Below are 1,750 nucleotides of genomic sequence, written 5' to 3'. Positions count from 1 at the left end.
GCCCGAGGCCGCCCCCGCGGCGCACCACCGCGAGGCCACGCCTGCCGGGTCCGTGCCACCCCGCGGACGCGCCGCAGGGCGCCGCCAGGTACCGTCGTCAGTCGTGTACCGCTTCCTGTTGACCCGGCAGTGGGTGATCCTGACACTGCTCGCGCTGGTGTTGATGCCCACGATGGTCGAGCTCGGCTTCTGGCAGCTGCACCGGCACGAGGCCCGGGTGGCGCACAACGAGCTGGTCGCCGAAAGCCTCGCGGCCGAACCGGTGCCGGCGGACGAGCTGACCGGCCCCGGCGAAGAGGTGTCCGAGCAGGACAAGTACCGCCCGGTGACGGCGACCGGCAGCTACGACCGGTCGAACGAAGTGGTGGTCCGGCGCCGCACGGCCGCCGACGGCAGACAGATCGGCTACTTCGTGCTCACCCCGCTGGTCCGCGACGACGGTTCCGCCCTGCTGGTCAACCGGGGCTGGGTGCCGGCCGGGGCCGACCAGACCTCCTACCCGGAAGTGCCCGAGGCGCCGACCGGGGAGGTCACCGTGACCGGTCGCCTGCTGCCCGACGAGACCACCGCGCGCAGCGGCATCAAGGACCTCGGCGGCCTGCCGGACGGCCAGGTGATGCTGATCAACAGCGCCCAGCAGGCGGAACGCCTGGACCGGCCGGTGCTCGCCGGGTTCGTCGAGCTGACCGGCACCCGGCCGGAGCCCGCCGAGGACCAGCTCGCCGAGCAGGTCCCGGAGCCGGACCACAGCGGCATCGGCGCCCACATGGCCTACGCGGTGCAGTGGTGGCTGTTCGTCGCGGCGGTGCCCGTGGGCTGGGTCGTGCTGGTACGCCGCGAGCTGCGTGACCGGGCGGCCGCCGAGCCCGGCGCCCCCGGACCGGCTCTCGCCGGAGCGGCGTCCGGCACGGCAGACTGATCCCATGGATCTTGGACTCGGGAACAAGGCGTACCTCGTCACCGGCGGCACCCGCGGGCTCGGTTTCGCCACCGCGCAGCAGTTGGTCGCCGACGGCGCGAAGGTGGTGGTGACCGGGCGGTCGGAGTCGTCGGTCCGGGAGGCCGCCGACCGGCTGGGCGCCGGAGCGGTCGGCGTCGCGGCGGACAACGCCGACCCGGCGGCGGCCGGCCGGCTGATCGACGCCGCCTTCACCCACTTCGGCCGCTTCGACGGTGTCCTGGTGAGCGTCGGCGGGCCACCCGCCGGAAGCGCCGAATCGCTCAGCGACGACCAGTGGCAGACCGCCTTCGAGTCGGTCTTCCTCGGCGCGGTACGGCTCGCCCGGGCGGCGGCCGAGCGGCTGGAGGCGGGAGGCGTCATCGGCTTCGTGCTCTCCGGCTCGGTCACCGAGCCCATTCCCGGTCTCACCCTGTCCAACGGGCTGCGGCCGGGCCTGGCCGGCTTCGCCAAGTCGCTCGCCAACGAACTGGGGCCGCGTGGGATCCGCGTGGTGGGGCTGCTGCCGTCGCGCATCGACACCGACCGACTGCGGGAGCTGGACGCGCTGTCCGGGGACGCGACGGCGGCCAGGGCCCGCAACAGCGAACTCATCCCACTGCGCCGGTACGGGACGCCGGAGGAGTTCGGCAGGGCCGCCGCGTTCCTGCTGTCGCCCGCCGCCTCCTACCTGACCGGCACGATGCTGCCGGTGGACGGCGGCGCGCAGCACCGCATCTGACGCGGGCCGCCGCCTCCCGTGCCGGAACAGCAGCCCGGCGGCGGTACCGCGGCTGACGCGGGTACCGCCGC

General features: G+C 74.6%; 2 protein-coding genes. Both read left to right on the top strand.

Translation table 11 applies throughout. From position 1 onward, the window contains the following. Nucleotides 1-103 precede the first annotated feature (103 nt). Nucleotides 104-919 carry an SURF1 family cytochrome oxidase biogenesis protein gene (locus tag ACYVE9_RS25495; protein WP_461030249.1) on the top strand — a complete coding sequence of 272 codons (816 nt, stop codon included), beginning with the start codon at nucleotides 104-106 and terminating at the stop codon, nucleotides 917-919. A 4-nt stretch (nucleotides 920-923) separates the two neighbouring features. Continuing rightward, nucleotides 924-1,679, top strand: a complete 756-nt coding sequence (locus ACYVE9_RS25490; protein ID WP_461030248.1) for an SDR family oxidoreductase — start codon at nucleotides 924-926, stop codon at nucleotides 1,677-1,679. Nucleotides 1,680-1,750 lie beyond the last annotated feature (71 nt).

It is taken from the genome of Streptomyces sparsus (genome assembly GCF_054776295.1).
This window is presented reverse-complemented; position numbering and strand designations above follow the sequence as displayed.